The following is a 19,456-nucleotide window of genomic DNA, read 5'->3' on the forward strand; positions in this document are numbered from 1 at the left end:
GGGGGGTGTAGGAGCGGATTTATCCGCGATGGGGCGGTGGGAGGTGAAGCGGTCGCGGCTAAAGCCCCCTCCCACAGGTGGCGCTTGGGGCTTTGGTGAGATCGCGGCTAAAGCCGCTCCCACGGGTGGATTAGAGGGCGAGATCGTGGCTGAAGTGGAATGACGCCCGGCCCTGCCAGTGTGCTGCTTTGCCTCCCATAGGATGCATCCGGGCTACGGGGTTGTTGTAGGAGCGGATTTATCCGCGATGGGGCGGTGGGAGGTGAAGCGGTCGCGGCTAAAGCCCCTCCCACAGGTGGCGCTTGGGGCTATTGCGGGATCGCGGCTGAAGCCGCTCCCACGGGGGGCGATTAGATGGATTTATCCGCGATTGGGGGCGGTGGGAGGTGAAGCGGTCGCGGCTAAAGCCCCTCCCACAGGTGGCGCTTGGGGCTTTGGTGAGATCGCGGCTGAAGCCGCTCCTACGGGGGCGATTAGATGTCGCGATCGTGGTTGAGGCGCAATACCGCCCAGCCGTTGTGCGCAGATGTGCCGCCCACAGGATGTTCGTGGGTCCTGTGGGAGGCGCTTTAGCGGCGATGTTTTCAGGCTTCTTCCAGCACCACCACACGTTGCCCGGCCCTCACGGGTGAGCCCGGTTGTACGCGCACTTCGCGCACGGTGCCGGCCATCGGCGCAGTGAGCGGAATCTCCATCTTCATCGATTCGAGGATTACCAGCACGTCGCCGGCCTGCACCTGCGCGCCAACTTCGACCTGCACCTGCCAGAGGTTGCCGGCGACATGGCTTTCGATGGCGTGTTGGCCTACAGCGAGCGGGGCGTCCTCATCCTGCTCGGGCGCGGCTTCCTCGACCTCGAAGTGCGCCTGGCCGCTGTCGATCCAGCGTTGGCGTTCGGCGTCGAAGGCGGCGCGCTGCTGCTCGCGGAAGGCGGCGATGCCGTCGGCTTCGGCGTCGAGAAACTGCTGGTAGTCGGCCAGGGCCAGTTCGCTCTGTTCGATGCGCAGCGGGTAGCGGCCCAGCGGGAAGTCGCGGCGGATGCGCAGCAGTTCGTCAGCCGATACCGGGTAGAAGCGGATCTGGTCGAAGAAGCGCAGCAGCCAGGGCTTGCCGTCGAAGGCTTCGACCGCGCGGTAGCGGTTCCACATCTGCAGGGTGCGACCTACGAACTGGTAGCCGCCTGGGCCTTCCATGCCGTACACGCACATGTAGGCGCCGCCGATGCCGACGGAGTTTTCCGCCGTCCAGGTACGCGCCGGGTTGTACTTGGTGGTGACCAGGCGATGGCGCGGGTCGAGCGGGGTGGCCACCGGCGCGCCGAGGTAGACGTCGCCCAGGCCCATGACCAGGTAGCTGGCGTCGAACACGGTGCGGTACACCTCGTCCAGATTCGGCAGGTCGTTGATGCGGCGGATGAACTCCAGGTTGCTCGGGCACCAGGGGGCGTCCTTGCGCACGGTGGTCATGTACTTGTCGATTGCCAACTGGCAAGCCGGATCGTCCCAGGACAGCGGCAGGTGGACGATACGCGACGGCACGCGCAGGTCTTGCGCAGCGCATACGGCGTCCCACTCACCGGCGACGATATCGAGCAGTGTTCGCAGGGCCAGGGTTTCCGGCTGGTAATGCACTTGCAGCGAGCGGATGCCCGGCGTCAGGTCGATTACGCCGCCCAGTTGCTTGGCCTCCAGCGCCTGCATTAGCGCATGGCCACGGAAGCGCAGCACCAGATCGAGTTCCGGCTGGCCGATTTCCAGCAGCAGGTGGGTGTCACCGGACAGGCGCGCGACCAGGCGGGTGTCGGCTTGGCCGAGGTCGAGGACGATGGGGCTTTGTAGCCCGGATGCAATCCGGGACTCAGGTGCTGCGATTTCCCCGGATTGCATCCGGGCTACGGTCGTGTCTGTAGGAGCGGATTTATCCGCGATTTCGGTGTCGCCTGCATCGCGGCTAAAGCGGAGCGCCGCCCGGCCGTTCCTACAAAGTTCGGCGTATTCGCGTGCATTGCTTTGCGCCAACTCCCGCGCTGTGGCGATATCCACCGGCACGAAGCGCACCTTGTCGCCGGCCTTGAGTTGGCCGAGCTGCCAGAGGTCGGCCTCGATGATGGTCACCAGGCAGACGAAGCCGCCGAGGCTGGGGCCGTCCGGGCCGAGGATCACCGGCATGTCGCCGGTAAAATCTACCGCGCCGATGGCGTAGGGATTGTCGTGGATATTGGAGGGGTGCAGGCCGGCTTCACCACCGCTGTCGCGCACCCATTCCGGTTTCGGGCCGATCAGGCGTACGCCGGTGCGGCTGGAGTTGAAGTGCACTTCCCAGTCAGTGGCCAGGAAGCTGTCGACATAGGCGGGTGTGAAGTATTCCGGGGCGCCGTGCGGGCCGTAGATCACGCGCAGTTCGCGTACCGCTGGCAGGGGCGGGCACAGCTCGGCGGGCAGTTGTGCGCCGGCTTCGCTGCTATCGAGCGGCAGCAGATGCAGTACATCGCCAGCGCGCAGGGCGCGGCCCGCGTGGCCGCCGAACTGGCCGAGGGTGAAGGTGCTCTTGCTGCCCAGATAGTCTGGCACCTGGATGCCGCCGCGAATGCTCAGGTAGCTGCGCGCACCGGGGCCTGCGATGGTGCCGAGGGCCAGGGTGCTGCCTGCGCGGATCAGCAGCGCGGTGTTCAGCGGCTGGGCGACGCCGTCGATGCTCAGCGGAATCTCGGCGCCAGTGACGGCGACCACGGCGTCGGTATTGAAGCGCAATGTGGGGCCGCTCATGGTGATTTCCAGGCCGGCGGCGCCCTCTTCGTTACCGAGCAGGCGGTTGCCCAGGCGCAGCGCGCGGCTGTCCATCGGCCCGGACGGCGGCACGCCAACGGCCCAGTAGCCGAGGCGGCCGGGGACGTCCTGCACGCTGGTCTGGGTGCCGGCGCTGAGCACTTCGAAGGTGCTCGCCTGATAGACGAGGTTTTCCAGGCAGCGCGTCCATGGCGAGCCGCTGGCGAACGGGGTATCGGCCAGGATCTGGCGCAGGTAGTCGCGGTTGCATTCAACGCCGTACAGCACGGAATCGCCAAGGGCTTTGTCCAGCGCGTTGCAGGCTTCATCTCGACTGGGTGCCCAGGTGATCAGTTTGGCGATCATCGGGTCGAAATAGGGCGGGATCTCGCAACCAGCCTCGACCCAGGTATCGATACGCAGCGCCTTGCCGTCGGCTTCGGGAAACTGCACGGCGGTGAGCAGGCCGGGGCTGGGCTGGAAGTCACGGCCCGGATCTTCGGCGTACAGCCGTGCCTGGATGGCATGGCCGGACGGCTTGAGTGCGTTGGCCAGTTCATTGAGCGGCGCCAGATCGCCTGCGGCCAGCTCGATCATCCAGCGCACCAGATCGACGCCCCACACCTGTTCGGTGACGCCGTGCTCGACCTGCAGGCGGGTGTTCACTTCGAGGAAGTAGAAGCGCTCGGCCTCGCTGTCGTAGACGAATTCGACGGTGCCGGCGCTGCGGTAATTCACCGCCTTGGCCAGTTTGATGGCGGCGGCGCACAGCTCATCGGCCATGCCGGTGGGCAGGTTCGGCGCTGGTGTTTCTTCCAGCACCTTCTGGTTGCGCCGTTGTACCGAGCAGTCGCGCACGCCGAGGGCGAGCACTTCGCCCTGGCCGTCGCCGAACACCTGCACTTCCAGATGGCGGGCACGCTGGATGTACTTTTCGATGAATACGCCGCTGTCGCTGAAGTTGTTCTGCCCCAGGCGCTTGACCGCCTCGAAGGCATCGGAGAGTTCCGCCGCCGAACGGCACACGCGCATGCCGATACCGCCGCCGCCAGCGGTGCTTTTCAGCATCACCGGATAGCCGACCTGCTCACCGGCCTTGAGCGCTGCGTCGAGGTTTTCCAGCAGCTCGGTGCCTTCGAGCATCGGCACGCCGTGCTGCTTGGCCAGGGCACGGGCGGTGTGCTTGAGGCCGAACACGCGCAGTTGCTCGGGCGTCGGGCCGACGAAGGCGATACCGGCCGCTTCGCAGGCTTCGGCAAACGCCGCGTTTTCGGAGAGAAAGCCGTAGCCGGGGTGGATGGCTTTGGCGCCGGTGCGTTTGGCGACGTCGAGAATTTTCTCCACGACAAGATAGGTTTGCGCGGCCGGGCCTTCGCCGAGGGAGAAGGCCTCGTCGGCCTGCTGGATATGCAGGCTGGCGGCGTCGGCTTCGGAGTACACGGCCACGCCGCCGACGTTCAGCTCGCGCAGGGTGCGCAGGATGCGGCAGGCGATGGCGCCACGGTTGGCGATCAGGAGTTTGTCGAACATCGTCATTGACCCTCGAAGGGCGTGGCGGGCCGTCCCGCCGTCATTTGTCGTGCACCACGGTCGTCCGTGGCGAAAAATCCGGTGATGCGTGCCGCGCGTGTTGGCGGGACGATTTGTAGGGCGGGTGAAACCCGCCGGGCCTTGGCGGGTTGCACCCGCCCTACGTTGGTTCTGTGCCAGCGTTTCGGCTGGGGTTTTGGCGGGTTTCACCCGCCCTACGTCAGTCCCACACCAGCACTTCGGCGGGGGTTGGGTTCCAGCCGTTGCAGGGGTTGTTCAGTTGCGGGCAGTTGGAGATCAGCACGATCACGTCGGTCTCGGCTTTCAGTTCCACGTATTTGCCGGGCGCGGAGATGCCGTCCTCGAAGGTCAGGCCGCCTTCGGGGGTGACGGGTACGTTCATGAAGAAGTTGATGTTGGCGCCGAGGTCGCGCTTGCTCAGGCGGCCGTCGTGCAGGCTGGCGCGCAGGAAGTTGTCGCGGCAGCTATGCATATAGCGCTTATCGAGTGCATATCTGACGGTGTTGCTCTCCTGCGCGCAGGCGCCGCCGAGGGTGTCGTGGCGGCCGCAGGTGTCGGTAACGATGGTCAGCAACGGGTTGCCGAGGTTGGAATAGAGCACGGTGCCGGTGGTCAGGTAGACCTTGTTTTGCTTGCGCAGGGTGCGCTGCGGGTCGAAGCGTTCGCGCGGGTTGGCGGCGGCGAAGAACAGGGTATCGATCGCCTGGTTGCCTTCCAGGTCGTGCAGGCGCAGGGTCTGCCCGGCCTTGACTTCGAACAGGTAAGGCTCGCCCGCTGGGATGGTGTGGCGGAATACGGCGGTTTCGGGATGCAGGGTGCTGGCGGTCAGGGTCATTTCGGCAGCCCTCAGATGTACTGGCGTTCGGTGTTGTGGAAGGCGCGGCCGTTTTCCGGGCGCGAGGTGCGGCACAGCACGCTGATGCCGTCGCTGTCGACCTTGCTCCAGGTCAGTTGCACCGGCTTGGGCGCGTATTGCGGGTTCGGGTCCATCGGGTGCTGCAGGGCGGTGAGCACCACCAGGGTGTCCATCGGTGCGTACAGCTCGATGTAGTCGCCGGCTTTGCTGTTATTGGGCTGGAAGTGGAAGGCGCCCTCGGCATCGACGTCCACACGGCTGAACAGGTTGAGGTTCATCAGCAGGTCGGCCAGCGCGAGATCCCACTTGCCCATTTCCACCAGCAGGTTGTCCATGCCATTGCGGAAGAAGCCGTTGCGCAGTTCCTGATAGCGGCCCTGGCCGTACTTCTCCAGCGTTTCCTCGGCATTGAGTACGCCGCCGAAGCTGTCGTGCCAGCCACAGGTGTCAGCGGTGATGGCCGCCAGTACCTTGCCCATGTCCGAGTACAGGCAGTGGCCGGCGGTGAGCTTGGCGGTGTGCTGACCCTTGAGGGTGTCGGGCAGGTTCAGCCGTTCGCTTTTCTCCAGGGCGTTGAACAGCAGCAGGCTGACGTTGGCGCCGCCCTGGATATCGGTGATGCGCAGCAGTTGGCCGCGCTTGAGGATGAAGGAGGTGTGGCCGCCGCCAGGGACGGTCTCTTCATACAGGGTCGGACGCAGGGCGAGAGAGGCAGTCATGCTCAGGCTCCTTGGTGAGTGGGTTGCAGGCTGCCGAGCAGGTGTGCGGGCAGCAGGTCGGCTGCCGCGCGCTGGCTGCGGCGGCCTTCGTTGAGAGGGATGTCGTAGGTCACCCGAGCGCCATAGGCGCCTGGGGCATGTGGGTCGTGGCGCAGCTTGTCGAAGACCATCAGCCGCGTGCCGAGGCTGAAGCCCTCGGACAGGTCGTGGGTGACCATGAACACGGTCAGCCCGGTTGCGTGCCACAGTTCCAGCAGCAGGGCGTGCATGTCCTTGCGGATGCCGGGGTCGAGTGCGCCAAAGGGCTCGTCCAGCAGCAGCACGCGCGGCTTCATGATCAGCGCCTGAGCGATGGCCAGACGCTGCTGCATGCCACCGGAGAGGGCGCTGGGGTATTTGTCCAGAGCGTGAGCGAGGCCGACCTTGGTGAGTATCTCGGCTGCACGTTCGCGGGCTTCGCGCTTGGCGGCGCCGAACAGGCGGCCGAGCAGCCGTGACTGGCGCAGCTCCAGGCCGAGGGCGACGTTGTCCAGCACGCTCAGGTGCGGGAACACCGAGTAGCGCTGGAACACCACGCCTCGGCTGGGATCTGGCTCGGCGGTCAGTGGCTCGCCGCCGAGCAGGATCTGCCCACGGCTGGGACGCTCCTGGCCAAGCAGCAGGCGCAGGAAGGTGGACTTGCCGCAACCGGAAGCGCCGACCAGGGTGCAGAACTCACCCTCGGCGATGCTCAGGTCGAGACGCTCCAGCACGGTCTGGTCGCCATATTGTTGCCAGACGTTTTTCACTTCAATGAAGGCGCTCATGCCTTGGCTCCTTCATACCAGGGGAAGCACAGGCGGGTGAGCTGGCGCAGGCCCAGGTCCATGGCCCAGGCCAGCAGGGTGATCCAGGCCACGTAAGGCAGTATCACGTCCATGGCCATGTAGCGGCGCACGAGGAAAATGCGGTAGCCCAGACCGTCGGTGGAGGCGATGGCTTCGGCGGCGATCAGAAACAGCCAGGCCGACCCCAGCACCAGGCGCAGGGAAATGAGCAGACGCGGCAGCAATTGCGGCAGTACCAGACGCAGGATCAGCGTCCAGGTGCTGGCACCGAGGGTTTGCGCCTTGATCAGCAGCTCATTGGGTATTTCCCGCGCGCGCTGTTCGAGGTCACGCGCCAGCATCGGCGTGACGCCAATGACGATCAGCATGACCTTGGACAGCTCGCCAAGGCCGAAGACGATGAACAGGATCGGCAGGATGGCCAGTGGCGGGATCATCGACAGCACGGTGAGCAGCGGCGACAGCGGTGCGCCGAACAGCGGCAGGCTGCCGGCGGCAATGCCCAGGGTCAGGCCGACCAGTGCGGCAATGCCCAGACCCAGGGCCAGGCGCCTCAGGCTTGAGGCGCTGTCAGCCCAGAACAGATACTGACCAGTGCGTTTGTCCTCGGTAAAGGCCAGACGGTCGATGGCGTCGGCCATCTGCGCGGCACTGGGCAGTAGCTTGTCGTTGGGGTTCTCCGCCAGGCGCGTGGTCGAACTGCTGAAGTACACCAGCAGTACGAGCGCGAAGGGCAGGAGGATCAGCAGCAGGCGGCTGCCGCGATCCGGGTGTCGATTGATCAGGCGCATGGGATCTCTCGGTTGGCTTGGGGCCTGAACCCGTTCCCTAGGGGAACGGGCGGGAGAGGCGTCAGAGCTTGCCGTCGGCGGCCATCTGCATGTAGCTCGGGTCGAAGCGCAGCTTGAGGTTGCCCTGGTCACCGGTGGTCACACCGCCGGCGAAGCTCATGCCGATGGCGTCGCTGCTCTGCGCGCCATCGCCGAGCAGGCCGTGGGCGAAGGAGAACTCGGCCACCTTGGTCATGGTTGCCGGCAGTTGCGCGCTGGTGGCGAAGGCCACGGCGTCTTTGGCGGTGTAGAACATCTTGGTCGCCGCCAGTTGCGCCTCGTAGCCGACCAGGTCGGTGCCGGAGGCCTTGGCCATGTGTTCGCGGGCCGCTTTGCCTTCGGCCGAATCGCTGCCCATGGTGGCCATGATTTCGTACCAGGCACCGGTCAGCGCCTTGCCCAGGGCGGGGTTGTCCTTGAGCGTTGCGCTGTTGACCACCATCAGGTCGATGATTTCGCCAGGGATCTGGCTGGAATCGAACACCTTGGTCACGCTCGGTGTGGCTTCGATCTCGGCCAGCAGCGGGTTCCAGGTGGCCGCTGCCTGCACGCCGGGTGTGGAGAAGGCAGCGACCATATCGGCGTCGGAGGTGTTAACCACCTTGAGGTCGCGTTCGCTTAGGCCGACGCTCTCCAGGCCACGGGCCAGCAGGTAATGCGAAACCGACAGCTCAACGAGGTTGACGTCCATGCCCTTGAGGTCGGCCAGGGTCTTGCCTTCGCCTTTGACCACGACGCCGTCGTTGCCATTGGAGAAGTCGCCGATGATCAGCGCGGTGCTGTCCACACCACCGGCGGCGGGGATGGTCAGGGCGTCCATGTTGGTCATGGTGCAGCCGTCGAACTGGCCGACGCTGTACTGGTTGATCGACTCGACGTAGTCGTTGATCTGCACCACGTCGATGTTGATGTCGTACTTCTTCGCCCATTTGTCGACGATGCCTTGAGCGGCGCCGTATTCCCAGGGCATCCAGCCGGCGTAGATGGTCCAGCACACCTTGAAGTCGGTTTTCGGAGCAGCCTGCGCGGACAGGCTGAGCGCGGCGCCAAGACCGGCGGCAGCGAGAACGGAGAGTAGACGGGACTTACGCATGAGGAACCTCCAGTTCGAGAAAGGGCGGGCAGGAGTTCGCGGCGTTTCCCCACGGATGGGGCGCGTTCTCCCGGGCTTTTATCCCGCCGTGTAACCTCGAAGGAGGTCGCCAACTCTCGGACCAGTCACTCGCTTTATCGGCGAGCCGGAACCCTAGTCAGCTATTTGTTACAAATTGTGGTGCCGCGTACCCGGCGCACCGGGCATTTCCTGCACCTTTGGCCTAAAGCGAACATCGTGCCAGGTGCTGGAAGACCCGCGCGGCGCGGTATCTGGCTTGATGTGGATGTAATGCGTGCGTCGTGTTGGTGCGATTTATCGCTGTGCGCTGCTTGCTGGGGCGTTGTGCCGGGCCATGGGGCGGTACTGCACCTAAGGGTGTTGCCGGTGTCTGAACGAACAGGGAGCCCCTCCCTATGTCGGCATATGCCGACCCTGTGCCCTGCGGTCGAAAGGAGGCCGCCATGCCCAAAAAAATCCTGCTTATGCTGTTGCTGTCACTGTCGGGTTGCACGGTATACGGGGGTGGTTACGACCAACCCGGTTATGGCTACTACGACTATCGCTACAACGATGGCTACCGCCGCGACACATACTCACCGCCCGTGTACGTGGTGCCGGGTTACTACTATGAGGAGCGCCGCTATGGTTACCGGCAAGATCGCCGTTACCTGCCGCCGCCGACACCGCCACGTTACGCGCCACCGCCACGCTACCGGGCCGATTATCCTCGGCATCAGCGGCCACAGCCACGTTATGAGCAATACCAGGGCAACCGCCGTTACGACTCACGTGGCGCAGATGGCAGGCCCCGTGGCGGTTGGGGTAACGGTGATCGGCGTTACTCGCAAGAGCGCTATCAGCAGCCGCGCGGTATGGGTGAGCGTAGCCGCTAGATAAATAACTGCTGTACCACCGAGAAGTCCTGTTTGCCCTTGCCCTGTTTGAGCAGCAAGCGATAAAGCTGCAGGGCCAGGGCGCCCATCGGTGCGCTGTTGCCGTTGTGGTTGGCGGTTTCCTGGGCTAGGCCGAGGTCCTTGGCCATCAATTCGACCATGAAGCCGCCGCTGTAGTCGTTGGACGCAGGCGCGTGTTCCATCACGCCTGGCCAGGGGTTGTACTTCTCCAGCGTCCAGTTGCCGCCTGAGCTCTGGCGCATGATTTCTGCCAGCACTATTGGCTCCAGGCCGTTGGCCACGCCCAAGGCCATGGCTTCGGCGGTGGCGATCATCTGCACGGCCAGCACCTGGTTGTTGCACACCTTGGCCACCTGGCCGGCGCCTGCGGGCCCGGCGTGAAAGATGTTGCGGCCCATGGCGGCGAGAATCGGCCGGGCTTTTTCCAGTGCCTCGGTGTCACCGCCAACCATGAACGTCAGGGTTGCGGCGGCTGCGCCGCTGGTGCCGCCAGAGACGGGAGCATCGAGCAGGACGATGCCGCGCTCACGGGCGGCGGTGTGTACCTTACGCGCTGCCTCCGGGGCGATGGTCGAGCACTCGATCACCCGCGTGCCTGTCTTGAGTCGTTCGAGCAGGCCGTTCTCGCCCAGATACAGGTCAGTCACATGACGGCTGGCCGGCAGCATGCTGATCACCACCTGCGCTCGCGAGGCGGCGTCCGTAGCGCTGTCGGCAGCTAGTGCGCCTTCACCTACCAGGGTGTCGACGGCGCTGCGCTGCAGGTCGAATACGCTCAGCGGGTAGCCAGCCTTGAGCAGGTTGCGGGCCATAGGCAAGCCCATGTTGCCGAGGCCGATAAAGGCGATATGAGTCATGCTGCCTCTCCTTTGCTTGTTGCTCTTGGGGTACGGCTCAATGCCAATCAATCACGCATCAATCGTGTCGGTTCCCGTTGCTCTGCCGGTCGCGGCTAAAGCCCCTGCCACAGGCCCATGACCCAAATTGCATGGAGGTTACTGCCCGGCTTTGAACAGGTCGTTGAGTTCGGCGAAGGGCGCGGCATCTCTGGCGAAGCCGGCATCGCCCTGGCGCAGTGCGCGTGCGGCCTGCAGGAAACCGCCAAAGGCGGCACGCGCGAGGCTGGAGCCGACGCTGACGCGGCGCACGCCCAGTTCGCTCAGGTCGTCCAGCGTCAGGGCGCTGCTGGACAGCCCCAGCAGCACGTTGACCGGTCGTGGCGCCACGGCGCGAACCACGGCGTCGATTTGTGCGCGGGTGCTCAGGCCCGGTGCATAGAGCACATCGGCGCCTGCCTCGGCATAGGCTTCCAGGCGCCGCAGGGTGTCGGCCAGGTCTTCGCGCCCGTGCAGGAAGTTTTCAGCACGGGCGCAGAGGGTGAAGGGAAAGGGCAGGCTGCGTGCGGCTGCCACCGAGGCGCGAATGCGCTCGACTGCCAGCTCCAGCGGATAGATGGGCACCTGCGGATTGCCGCTGGCATCTTCGATGGAGCCGCCGACCAGGCCGCAGGCGGCAGCTTGGATGATGGTTTCGGCGCAGCCTGTGGGCTCATCGGCAAAGCCGTTTTCCAGATCGGCGGCTACCGGTAGTGGTGTGGCTTCGACAATGGCGCGGGCATTGGCCAGTGTGTCTTCGCGGCTGATCAGGCCTTCACCATCGGCGCGCCCGAGACTGAAGGCCAGGCCTGCGCTGGTGGTGGCCAGTGCCTCGAAGCCGAGTGCCGCGAGGATTTTCGCCGAGCCTGCATCCCAGGGGTTGGGCAGCACCAGCAATCGCTCACGCTGGTGCAGGGCCTGGAAGGCCAGGGCTTTTTGCTGCTGCGTATCGGCCATGCCGTCGCTCCTTGGTAAGTGGTTGCAGCTCTTCAGGTCGCGGCTAAAACCCTCCCACAAAAGCCCCTGCTACAAATCTGCCAATGGATGTTCGCCGTCCCAGGCTGGAGCGAAGTGGGCGTCGACCACGGCTGGCGGGATCGCTGCAACGTCTGGCCAGTTCCAACGCGGCGCTTGATCCTTGTCGATCAGGCGGGCGCGTACGCCTTCGGGGAATTCCGGGTGGCGGCAGCAGTTCAGGCTCATGGCGTACTCCATGCGAAACACCTCGGCCAGCGATAGGTGACGGGCGCGCTGGATTTGCTCCCAGACCAGGTGCGCGGTCAGCGGGCAGCCGTGGGCCAGGGTTTTGGCGGCGCGGGCGAGCAGGGCGTCGTCATCCTCTTGTAAGGCGCTGATGGCTTGTACGGCAGTTGGCAGGTCGGCGACATCGAGCAGTTCATCGATGCGCGCGCGACGTGGCAGCCATTGCGCGGCAGGCAGTTCGCTGCGCGCCTCGCTTTCTAGCGCGCGCAGCAGGCTGTGCAGTTGGGCCTGCGGCTGCTCGCGCCAATTCAGTTGCACCAGGCCGTCGAGCAGGGCGCTTTGCTGATCCTCGCGCAGGAAGCGGTCGGCCAGGTTCAGATCCAGCGCGTCACGGGCATTCATGCCGCTGGCGGTCAGGCCCAGGAACAGGCCGAGCTTGCCGGGCAGGCGGGCGAGGAACCAACTGCCGCCGACATCCGGGTACAGGCCGATGTTGATTTCCGGCATGCCCAGGCGACTGCTCGGGGTGACGATGCGGATGCCTGCACCCTGCAGCAGGCCCATGCCGCCACCGAGCACATGGCCGTGAGCCCAGCAGATGAATGGTTTGGGATAAGTGTGGATGCGGTAATCGAGGCGGTATTCGTCGGCGAAGAAGCGCTGCGCCAGGGGCGGCACTTCACCGGGATGTTCGCGGCACTGGTGGACGAGTTGCACCACATCGCCACCGGCGCAGAAGGCTTTGGCGCCGTTGCCGCGCAGCACCACGCAGGCGATCTCGGGGTCATCGGCCCAGGCCTTGAGGCGGGCATCGAGCGCCTCGATCATCGGCAGGGAAAGGGCGTTGAGACTTTTTTCGGCATCCAGGCTGGCGATGCCGATACGGTAGCCGTGCAGGCTGGGGCGTTCTTCGAATTGCAGATTCATGCGTGTTTCCCGCGTAGGGTGGATGGCGCTTTGTCCATCCACCGCGTGTGTTGTGGTGGACGTGAAAGGCGACGTCCACCCTACGAGCGTGCAACTGTTGGGCTTACTTGTTGCGCCACTGCGGGTCGCGTTTTTCCAAAAATGCGTTGACCCCTTCGCGGGTGTCGTCGGCGTCGAACAGGTCGACGAAACGCTCGCGTTCCTCCGGCAGCCAGGCGTTCGGGCCGCGTTGGCGGGCGCCCTGGATCAGCGGTTTGATGGTCCGCACCGCCACCGGGCTTTGCCGCGCGACTTTGCTTGCCAGCAGCAAGGCGGTGCCGCGCGCTTCGCCAGTGTCCACCACCTGCTCGACCAGGCCGATGCGCAGGGCGGTGTCGGCGTCGAGGCGCTCGCCGCAGAGAATCATGCGCTTGGCCCAGCCTTCGCCCACCAGCCAGGGCAGTGCCTGGGTGCCACCGGCGCAGGGCAGCAGGCCCACGGCGGCTTCGGGCAGGGCCATCTGCGCCTGGCGCTCGGCGATACGGATGTCGCAGGCCAGCGCGCACTCCAGGCCGCCGCCCATGGCGTAGCCGTTGATCGCGGCGATGGACACACCACGGAAATCGCGCAGAGTTTCGAAGGCTTCACCGAAGCGCCGCGCCATCTCGCGGGCGCGGGCCTTGTCGCCGTCGGCGAACATATTCAGGTCGGCGCCTGCGCTGAAGAATTTTGCCCCCTGGCCGGTTACCACCAGGGCGTAAACCTCGTCGTCACGGTTAAGGTGCTCGACCACTTGCTTGAGGCCGATCAGCGAGTCGCGATCCCAGGTGTTGGCCGGTGGGTGGTTGATGGTGATGAGTGCGGTGTGGCCGTGTTTTTCCACGGTGAGCTTGTGGGTCAGGTCGAAGATGCCGGATTTGTAGGTTTCGATGGCTGTGCTCATGGTCGTCCCCGATAGGGTTCATCGTCGCGTGCACCTAACTACAACAGGCGATCGAGCATACCGTCCTGCTGCAGCAGGCGGCGGGCGATGATCACCCGCATGATTTCGTTGGTGCCCTCCAGAATCTGATGCACACGGGTGTCGCGCACCCAGCGCTCCAGTGGATAGTCATTCAGATAGCCGTAACCGCCGTGCAGTTGCAAGGCTTCGTTGCAGACGCTGAAGCAGCGGTCGGTGGCGAAGCGCTTGGCCATGGCGCAGTACAGGCTGGCTTCGCTGTGGGCCTGGTCGATTTTGTGAGCGGCCAGGCGCACCATCTGTCTGCTGGCGGTGAGGTCGGTGAGCATGTCGGCGAGCTTGAACTGCAGCGCTTGAAACTCACTCAGCGCTTTGTCGAACTGCTTGCGTTCGCTGGTATAGCGCAGGCTTTGCTCCAGGGCTGCCTGGGCCGCGCCGAGCGAGCAACTGGCGATATTGATGCGACCGCCATCGAGACCTTTCATGGCGTAGATAAAACCTTCGCCTTCCGGGCCGATGCGGTTGCTCGCGGGAATCCGCACGCCCTCGAAGGTGATGGTGCGGGTCGGTTGGGCTTTCCAGCCCATCTTGTCCTCGTTACGCCCGTAGCTCACGCCGGGCGTATTGGCAGGCACCAGAAAGCAGGAGATGCCCTTGGCGCCGTCTGCACCGGTGCGCGCCATGACGATCAGCACATCGGTACTGCCGGCTCCGGAGATAAAGCATTTGCTGCCATCGAGCACATAGTCGTCGCCATCTCGCCGAGCGCGGGTGCGCAGGTTGGCGGCGTCGGAGCCAGCGTTCGGCTCGGTCAGGCAGTAGGAGGCCAGCCACTGGCCGCTGATCAACCCAGGCAGCCAGGCGTCTTTGAGAGCTTGTTCCGCGAAGCTGGCGAGCATCCAGGTGGCCATGTTGTGGATGGTCAGATAGGCGGTGGTGGCCACACAGCCGCTGGCCAGTTGCTCGAAGATCAGCGAGCTGGACAGGCGTGATAGACCCAGCCCACCGTCTTGCTCGGCGATGCACAGGGCCAGGTAGCCCTGTTCGGCCGCCCGGCGGATGACATCGATGGGGAAGTGGTGGTCGCGATCCCAGTCGGCGGCATGCGGTGCCAGCTCGCGCTTGGCAAAGGCACGGGCACTGTCGGTAAGCAGGTGTTGTTCAGCGCTGAGTTCGAAGTTCATGGCGGCTCACTGCAAGGTCAGAGGTTGGCCGGCGGCCCGGCGTTCGGCCTGCCACTCCTCAAGGCTGGGTAGAGCCGTGCTGGCGTCGAGGCGATCGACAATCTCGAAATAGTCCTGCTTGAGATCATTCTTGAGCACTTCATCGCGTGGTTTGACCCGCACGGCGTAGACCGTTTGCAGGTTCTGGTGATCGAAGGCGCGCCACTGTTGCTCGTCTTTCAGCAGTTTGTAGCGGTGACCTTCGAGGGTCTTGATCAGCGCTTCGCTGTCCAGGCTATTGGCGCGCTTGGCGGCATCTGCCCACTGTATGACGATGCTGTAGGCCGAGGCAGCGGAGCTGGAGGGGTACATCTGGTAGCGCGTTTTGAAGGCTTCGACGAAGGCTTCTCCACGGGGGGCTTTTTCCAGCGCGGGTACGCGCCAGGTCCAGGGTTCGGTGCCGATTACCCCTTGCATCAGGCTGGGGCCTGCTTGTTCGACGATGCTCTGCGTGAGGTTGGGGGCGATGACCTGCATGCGTTCGGTCAGGCCCAGCTCCTTGGCAATCCGCATGGCGCGTACCAGATCCTCGCCAAACAGCACCAGCGCCAGAATATCCGCATTACTGGAGGCGGCCTGAGTCAGGGCGTCCTGATAATCGGCAAGGCGTGCGCCGGGGAAGGGAACGTGCACGCCAGCATGCTGACCTACATCTTCACTGGCGGTGGTGTGGCGTAACGAGGCCTCGGTGGTATGGCCCCAGGTGTAATCGGCGGTGATATAGAAATAGCGTTTGTTCGGCAGTGTCTTGTTCAGGTATTGGCCAAGCACTTGTGCACTCATCCAGGCGTTGTTGCACTCGCGGAACATGTAGCGGTGGCCGTCTTTGCCGGTGGTGTCGTTGGAGTAGGTCAGGGTGCCGAAATACAGTAGACCCAGTTCCTTGGCGCGCTTGCCGGCGGCGATGGCCACCGAGCTGGAGGAGCCGCCAAAAAGCATTGATGCGCCTTCGGCAGCCAGTTTGTCGACGTTCTTCACTGCCTTGGCCGGGCGCGATGCAGTGTCTTTGCTGGATAAGCGCAAGGGGCGGCCCAGTACACCGCCTGCGCCGTTGATTTCATCGATGGCCAGTAGAGCACCACGCATCTGTGCCAGACCTTCTTCTTTATAAGGCCCGGTACGCGGGTAGTTGAGTCCGAGGGTGATGGGCTCGGCAGCCTGCACGCAGGCGGTTACTCCGGCCCAAAGGGCCAGGACAGCTGACAGACGGCGCATTTTGCAGTTCTCCTTGTTTTTGTTCTGCAGACTACGTTTACGCGGCTTACCGGTTTGGCAGTATTTCTCTGGCTGTTGGTTAGGCTCTCCTGATTCTAGTTCACGTGGCTTGTTCTATCTGTCGACCAGATACGGTTACAGGTTCGTGGCGATATTAGGCCTTGTATGAAAAGTGCGCGCTCACTGATACGGCGTTGATATCGCTCTCCGAATGCTCATTTGCACTGCTTAAACTGCGTTTCTTCGAGCGATTGCGCGGGGCTGCCATCGCTATTGCCTGACCTTCGTTCGACGACTTTTTGTACCAAGCCTAGGCCAGCAGGCGCTTCCAAAGCTTGAGTGCGTCCGCCAATTCGTCGCGCAGTTCGGCAAGTGGTTGCTCCAGACCCAGCTTGCTCTGAACCGGTAAGGGTTCACTGAATGCTGCTGTGCCTTGCAGGGCGCTGGCCAGTAGTACCAGGTCGGCCAGATCGGCAGCGCCTGCATGTGTGCGCTGCAGTTGGCCATACTGTTTTGTGCATTCGATAACCGCAGGCGGCAGTTGCCAGTGCGTCAGGATCAGTGCGCCGATAGTGCCGGACAACTGTTCACAGAGCGCGTGCAGGGACTCGGGGTCGCGCGGCAGGTCTGGCCAGTGTTCCAACTCCGAGAGCAGCGGCAGGCTGCCGATGTCCTGCAAAAGGCCGCCGAGCATGGCGTCGTCCAGTGAGAAATCGATGTGCTGAGCCAGCACGGCACAGTAGGCGGCGCGCTCGCGGGCATGTCGCCAGCGTTCACGGAACACCTGCTGCAGTGCGGCATCCTGACTGGTGAACAGGTGTTGCAGGCTAAAACCCAGTACCAAATCCGATAGCTGGCGAGTGCCTAGACGTCCGAGCAAATCGCGCAGTGAGGTGCAGGCGCGGTTGCCACGCAGCAGGGGCGTGGTGGAAAAGTGCATGAGATAGGCGGCCAGGGGCGGGTCGCCGTTGATCACGCGGGTCAGTTGTTCCAGCGAGGTGTGGGGGTTGTCCAGTAGCTTTTTGATTCGCACGGCAGATTCGGGCATCTGCGGAATCTTGGCTTCGCCCTTGAGGAAACGGTCCAGTAGCACCAGGCGCAGGTTATCGGCTGTCGTTGGCATCGGCTTCCTTTTCGTTGACGTTAGCTATGGTCGAAAGGCTAGCAAAGCATCATTACGCGTCTCGGGCTAGCCTTCCTTGACTTGCCGCACCCCCTTCTCTAGCTTGCCTGCTCGTGTGAAGACCAGGCAGGAACAGCGGATGACCGATGATCGCATCAAACTCGAAGCCAGTTGGAAGCAAGCGCTGCGCGATGAGTTCGACAAGCCCTACATGAAAGAACTCGGCGAGTTCCTGCGTGCCGAGCGGGCGGCTGGTAAGGAAATCTATCCGCCTGGGCCGCTGATCTTCAATGCGCTCAACTCCACGCCGCTGGGTCAGGTCAAGGTGGTGATCATTGGTCAGGACCCTTACCACGGTCCAGGCCAGGCCCATGGTTTGTGCTTCTCGGTGCAGCCCGGCGTGCAGACGCCGCCGTCGCTGGTGAACATCTACAAAGAGCTCAAGCGCGATCTGAATATCGACATCCCCGCGCATGGCTATCTACAGAGTTGGGCTGATCAGGGCGTGCTGCTGCTCAACACCTCGCTGACGGTGGAGCGGGCCAACGCCGGCTCGCATGCCAAGATGGGCTGGCAGTTCTTTACTGACCGGGTGATCGAAGTGGTCAACGCGCATCAGGACAAGCTGGTGTTTCTGCTCTGGGGCAGCCATGCGCAGAGCAAACAGCGCCTGGTCGACCCGACCAAGCATCTGGTGCTGCGTTCACCGCATCCCTCGCCGCTGTCGGCGCACCGTGGCTTCATCGGCAACGGCCATTTCAGTCGTTGCAATCAATTCCTCAGCCAGAACGGCCTGAGTCCTATCGACTGGCAACTGCCGCCGCTGTGAGCGGCGCCTTTATCGTGCGCTGGCGACTGACTCACTGGTGACGTTGCACTGCTGCGCAGCCAGATCATCGTGCAGTTCTTCCAGGCGGTTGTTGGCGCGTTCCAACTGGTCGCGTTCGGCTTGGCTGAGCAAGTCCGCGAACAGTTGCACCATGGCCTCGCGGTTGCTCGCGTAGCGTGCTCGATAGGCTTGGGTATAGAAGCGCTCGCGCTCTTGCAGCAACGCTTGCATGCGTGGGCTGAAATCGTCGGCGTGGCGATTTTCCAGGGCTTCGCGTAGCGCTTGCTGCCAGGCCGCACGATTTTCCAGCCAGACGGTATTTTGTGCGCCGATTTCCTCAGCCCAGGCTTCGACGCTGCTGAGTTGTTGCGCGTTTAGCTCGCCAAGCCAGGGCTCCAGGCGTTCATTCATGCGTGCGATGCGCAGCTCGATCTGCTCGGGCAGGGTGGGTGTGAGAAAGGTTTTCTGCAGTTCGGCGTTTTGTTCGTCCAGGGCGGCGAACAATTGTGTGACCTGATTCGGCTCAAGACCGCTGAGCAGCTCGGTGGCGTTTGGGGTGATCTGCACGGCGATCCGCTGCAGGGCCAGGTCGAACTCATTGAGTTGCGCATTCAGGCGCGCGGGGGCTGGGTCGTTCAGCAGTGCCTGGGTATCTCGCAGCCAGAGTAGATAGCGCGGCAGTTCCACACTGCAATGCCAGTTCAGATGCTCCTGCAGGCGGGGTTTCAACCACTCGCGCTGCTGCTCGTCGAGGGCCAGGTAGTCATCGAGTTTCCAGGGGATCAGCCAGTCGAGGTTACGGTAGGCCAGGTCGATCCGGCTGCAGGCAACCAGCAGCAGGGGCAGGGCTAGCAGCGACAGCCAGAACTTGTGCATGGGGCAGCGTCTCGTGAGGCAGAGCTGCCGAGCCTACTGCCTCCATGGCACAGGGCAAGAGCGCGGAAATATCCGCTAAAGAGTTACTCGCTCACTCGTGCTGCAGGGCGGCGCAGGACACGTCGTAGTTCTGCTTGCAGGCGCTTTCGTACAGACGGCGGGCTTGATCCGGGTCGCGCGGCAGGCCACCTTCGCCACGGCGGTAGAGGTTACCCAGCACGTGTTGCGCCATGGGGTTGCCGGCTGCGGCGGATTGGTTGAGGTAGCGCAGCATCTCACGTTGATTGGCCAGCTCGGGAGCATCACGGCCCGTGTAGAGGTAGGCAAGGCTGACAGCGGCCATGGAGTGGCCTTTGTCGGCGGCCTGTTTCCACCAGTATTCGGCTTGTTTGAGGTTTTTATCTGGTTGGCCGACGAAGTAGCTGCTGCCCAGTTTGAACTGGCTTTCCAGATCGCCGCGCTGCGCTTGTTCGAGCAACTTGGCCTGTATCTCAAGCGCCTTGCCCAGCAACTGTTGCTGTTCGGTCTGCTCGGCGGCCGGTGTTACTACTGGGTCGGGCTGTTCCTGAGGCTCCTTGTTGGCGCAGCCGACCAGCAGTGCCAGGGTAAAAAGCGCGAGGGCTGGGTAGCGAAATGAGTGGTTCATCTGGGCTCCTTTGGGCAGATATGGGAGGTTAGCAGGCTGTT

Annotated in this window: 17 protein-coding genes and 1 riboswitch; of the genes, 2 read left to right on the forward strand and 15 right to left on the reverse strand. The window is 63.7% G+C overall.

The window, feature by feature from the left end; all coding sequences use genetic code 11:
- Positions 1–584 precede the first annotated feature (584 nt).
- The 6 genes from uca to AERO9A_RS10105 form a co-directional block, all read right to left on the reverse strand.
- Complete coding sequence (gene uca, locus AERO9A_RS10080; protein ID WP_159971831.1) at positions 585–4,295, reverse strand: urea carboxylase; 3,711 nt, start codon at positions 4,293–4,295, stop codon at positions 585–587.
- 220 nt (positions 4,296–4,515) lie between these two features.
- A complete protein-coding gene (locus AERO9A_RS10085) occupies positions 4,516–5,151 on the reverse strand; it encodes an urea amidolyase associated protein UAAP2 (RefSeq protein ID WP_159971832.1) in 636 nt (211 codons plus the stop codon).
- A gap of 11 nt (positions 5,152–5,162) precedes the next feature.
- Complete coding sequence (locus tag AERO9A_RS10090; protein ID WP_159971833.1) at positions 5,163–5,891, reverse strand: urea amidolyase associated protein UAAP1; 729 nt, start codon at positions 5,889–5,891, stop codon at positions 5,163–5,165.
- A gap of 2 nt (positions 5,892–5,893) precedes the next feature.
- On the reverse strand, positions 5,894–6,697 hold the full coding sequence (locus AERO9A_RS10095) for an ABC transporter ATP-binding protein (RefSeq protein ID WP_159971834.1): 804 nt from the start codon (positions 6,695–6,697) through the stop codon (positions 5,894–5,896).
- Positions 6,694–7,509, reverse strand: coding sequence for an ABC transporter permease (locus AERO9A_RS10100; RefSeq protein ID WP_159971835.1), 816 nt, complete (start codon positions 7,507–7,509; stop codon positions 6,694–6,696). The genes AERO9A_RS10095 and AERO9A_RS10100 overlap by 4 nt, the downstream gene beginning before the upstream one ends.
- Before the next feature lie 61 nt (positions 7,510–7,570).
- A complete protein-coding gene (locus tag AERO9A_RS10105) occupies positions 7,571–8,641 on the reverse strand; it encodes a putative urea ABC transporter substrate-binding protein (protein WP_159971836.1) in 1,071 nt (356 codons plus the stop codon).
- A gap of 65 nt (positions 8,642–8,706) precedes the next feature.
- Positions 8,707–8,809, reverse strand: a riboswitch (guanidine-I (ykkC/yxkD leader).
- A gap of 296 nt (positions 8,810–9,105) precedes the next feature.
- Between AERO9A_RS10105 and AERO9A_RS10110 the strand changes: the two genes are divergently transcribed.
- Entirely contained in the window at positions 9,106–9,537 is a 432-nt protein-coding gene (locus AERO9A_RS10110) for a hypothetical protein (protein ID WP_159971837.1), read from the forward strand.
- Here AERO9A_RS10110 and mmsB read toward each other — a convergent pair.
- The 7 genes from mmsB to AERO9A_RS10145 form a co-directional block, all read right to left on the reverse strand.
- A complete protein-coding gene (gene mmsB / locus AERO9A_RS10115; RefSeq protein ID WP_159971838.1) occupies positions 9,534–10,415 on the reverse strand; it encodes a 3-hydroxyisobutyrate dehydrogenase in 882 nt (293 codons plus the stop codon). The genes AERO9A_RS10110 and mmsB overlap by 4 nt on opposite strands.
- 138 nt (positions 10,416–10,553) lie before the next feature.
- Positions 10,554–11,390 (reverse strand): oxaloacetate decarboxylase, encoded by an 837-nt coding sequence (locus tag AERO9A_RS10120; protein ID WP_159971839.1) that lies wholly within the window; start codon positions 11,388–11,390, stop codon positions 10,554–10,556.
- Between the two features lie 69 nt (positions 11,391–11,459).
- Positions 11,460–12,563 (reverse strand): enoyl-CoA hydratase/isomerase family protein, encoded by a 1,104-nt coding sequence (locus AERO9A_RS10125; RefSeq protein ID WP_159971840.1) that lies wholly within the window; start codon positions 12,561–12,563, stop codon positions 11,460–11,462.
- A 103-nt stretch (positions 12,564–12,666) separates the two neighbouring features.
- The gene (locus AERO9A_RS10130) at positions 12,667–13,485 is read right to left on the reverse strand and encodes an enoyl-CoA hydratase (RefSeq protein WP_159971841.1); all 819 of its coding nucleotides are present in this window, start codon (positions 13,483–13,485) and stop codon (positions 12,667–12,669) included.
- Between the two features lie 38 nt (positions 13,486–13,523).
- Positions 13,524–14,687, reverse strand: coding sequence for an acyl-CoA dehydrogenase family protein (locus AERO9A_RS10135; protein ID WP_159971842.1), 1,164 nt, complete (start codon positions 14,685–14,687; stop codon positions 13,524–13,526).
- A gap of 6 nt (positions 14,688–14,693) precedes the next feature.
- Complete coding sequence (locus AERO9A_RS10140) at positions 14,694–15,941, reverse strand: substrate-binding protein (protein WP_159971843.1); 1,248 nt, start codon at positions 15,939–15,941, stop codon at positions 14,694–14,696.
- Positions 15,942–16,251: 310 nt separating this feature from the next.
- Positions 16,252–17,064, reverse strand: a complete 813-nt coding sequence (locus tag AERO9A_RS10145) for an HDOD domain-containing protein (RefSeq protein WP_159971844.1) — start codon at positions 17,062–17,064, stop codon at positions 16,252–16,254.
- Positions 17,065–17,203: 139 nt separating this feature from the next.
- On the opposite strand from AERO9A_RS10145, the gene ung reads away from it, so the two are divergent.
- Entirely contained in the window at positions 17,204–17,893 is a 690-nt protein-coding gene (gene ung / locus AERO9A_RS10150) for a uracil-DNA glycosylase (RefSeq protein ID WP_159971845.1), read from the forward strand.
- A 9-nt stretch (positions 17,894–17,902) separates the two neighbouring features.
- On the opposite strand, the gene AERO9A_RS10155 is transcribed toward ung, so the two are convergent.
- The gene (locus tag AERO9A_RS10155; protein ID WP_159971846.1) at positions 17,903–18,769 is read right to left on the reverse strand and encodes a DUF6279 family lipoprotein; all 867 of its coding nucleotides are present in this window, start codon (positions 18,767–18,769) and stop codon (positions 17,903–17,905) included.
- Between the two features lie 91 nt (positions 18,770–18,860).
- Entirely contained in the window at positions 18,861–19,415 is a 555-nt protein-coding gene (locus tag AERO9A_RS10160) for a tetratricopeptide repeat protein (protein ID WP_159971847.1), read from the reverse strand.
- Between the last annotated feature and the right edge of the window lie 41 nt (positions 19,416–19,456).

This window comes from Pseudomonas sp. 8Z (assembly GCF_902506535.1).
Taxonomy (GTDB): domain Bacteria; phylum Pseudomonadota; class Gammaproteobacteria; order Pseudomonadales; family Pseudomonadaceae; genus Aquipseudomonas.